Raw genomic sequence first — 1,741 nt, 5'->3', positions numbered from 1 at the left:
CCAAGCCGACGCCGCTTCCGGGTCCGGCTTAACCCAGGTGCTAGCCTGCGCACCGAACTTCTACTGGGGACCGAAAGCCATGTTTGATATGACGCTCCCGTGGTGGGAATTCGTCGTGCGAGGAACAGCTGTCTATGCCTTCTTGCTCGCGATCATCCGTATTAGCGGGAAGCGTCAAATTGGCCAGCTCGCGCCGTTCGATCTCGTGCTTTTGCTCGTGCTTTCCAACGCCGTCCAAAATTCCATGGTCGGTGGCGACAGCTCACTCTTGGGCGGACTGATTTCTACCGTTACTCTCGTTGCCGTGAATTACTTGGTTGGACTCGTAACCTTCAAGAGCAAGCGGCTCGAGGCTCTGATTGAGGGACGCCCTCTAGTCATCATCCATAACGGCAAGCTGTACGAAGACTTCGCCGCGAAGGCCCACTTGACCAGCCACGAGCTGCACAGCGCGTTGCGTCAGGCAGGATGCACCTCGGTGGAAGATGTCCACTACGCTGTGCTGGAAAACAACGGCGTCATTAGTGTGGTAAAGCGCGAACCCGAATCCGCCTCGCCAGACGGCATTGCTCGAGGCGGGGGCGAGGGCTAACAAGTCGTCCAAGCCGACGCCGCTTCGCGGCGCGGCCCAACTCAGGTGTTAGCGGCCATGAAACAACTATTTGCCATCGCAGTCGTCCTCCTTCTCACCAGCTGCGTCAAGACACCAGAAGATCCCTTGTGCGCCGTACTTGCCAATCCGTCAGCATTCGCCACACGGCAGATGACGCTGAACGGCGTCGCCGGCAGCTACAAACAACATATCGGACTGCACAGCGCCGCCTGCCCATCAAAGGCCCTGTTGCTCGTCATGAGCAAGGACGGCTCCTTGAAGGCCAGCCGGAATGCGTTTACGCCAACCCTGGCGTTCTTGAATCAAGTCAGCGTCCTCCGCGCAACGGGGGCGTCGGTTTACCGTCACCGGTCGCGTCGCTCCTGTGTCTAATCAGCCGGATCCCTACGCTCTTGTCGTCGAATCAGGCGCGCTTCGGTAACTGACCCTCAACGACTTGTCCGGCCGGCGCTCGTGGCGCGCAGTTGAAGTCCGGCGTTAGGCCTACAATCGCGCCATGGAGTATCAGCTCGTCATCAAACTCTGGCGGCCGTCTCTCACGGACGAGTCGGTGGTTCCGTCGATAGAGGCGGCGCTGACGGCCGTCTTTGGCGATTCGGTGGAGCTTGAGGGTTACGACACAAGTGCGAAGGAGTTCAACTTCTTCATGCTCACCGCCGATCCACGCCCCGTGTTTCGCAAGGCGAAAGACGCTTTGGAGGGATTGGGCATCTCGGCGGGCATGTCCGCTGCATATCGCCTCAACGGCGGCGCGCAGTTCACCTCGGTCTGGCCTCTACGGAGCACGCGCAAGTTCAAACTGCCGTCGTGACGTGTTGGCCAAAGCTCGTCCGAATGGATTTTTGCGTATGGCCGATGCTGCGCATGGCGTGGCGTCAGGCAGGCGAATCTTGAATGATCGTCGCGGTAGACTCCTGCGTCACCTGGCGCTTGGCACTGCGCACTCATGTTTGTCCACGAGATGAACCCGCCTGCACTGATCAGCACATCGCGTACTGGTGCGACGCGCACGTGGCGCACTGATTCACGTCGGGCGAGATGACAGGTGTTCCCGCACTGCGGTGAGCCACTCACCTTCCGCGTCACAGCGAAACGTGTCCGCCACGCACGCGGCCGCACATCGCATAG

3 protein-coding genes are annotated in these 1,741 nt (G+C 60.0%); all 3 read left to right on the top strand.

Annotation, left to right across the window (positions count from 1 at the left end; genetic code table 11):
* A partial coding sequence (locus tag ACKTTN_RS13945) for a DUF421 domain-containing protein (protein ID WP_407910516.1) occupies positions 1-592 on the top strand: 592 nt, incomplete at its 5' end.
* A 57-nt stretch (positions 593-649) separates the two neighbouring features.
* Complete coding sequence (locus ACKTTN_RS13940; RefSeq protein WP_407910515.1) at positions 650-985, top strand: hypothetical protein; 336 nt, start codon at positions 650-652, stop codon at positions 983-985.
* Positions 986-1,109: 124 nt separating this feature from the next.
* A complete protein-coding gene (locus ACKTTN_RS13935; RefSeq protein WP_407910514.1) occupies positions 1,110-1,424 on the top strand; it encodes a hypothetical protein in 315 nt (104 codons plus the stop codon).
* Positions 1,425-1,741: the final 317 nt, after the last annotated feature.

The sequence above is a fragment of the Lysobacter claricitrinus genome, assembly GCF_045866565.1.
GTDB classification, from domain to species: Bacteria; Pseudomonadota; Gammaproteobacteria; order Xanthomonadales; family Xanthomonadaceae; genus Cognatilysobacter; species Cognatilysobacter claricitrinus.
The sequence above is the reverse complement of the archived record's forward strand: the minus strand, read 5'-3'. Positions and strand labels throughout refer to the sequence as shown.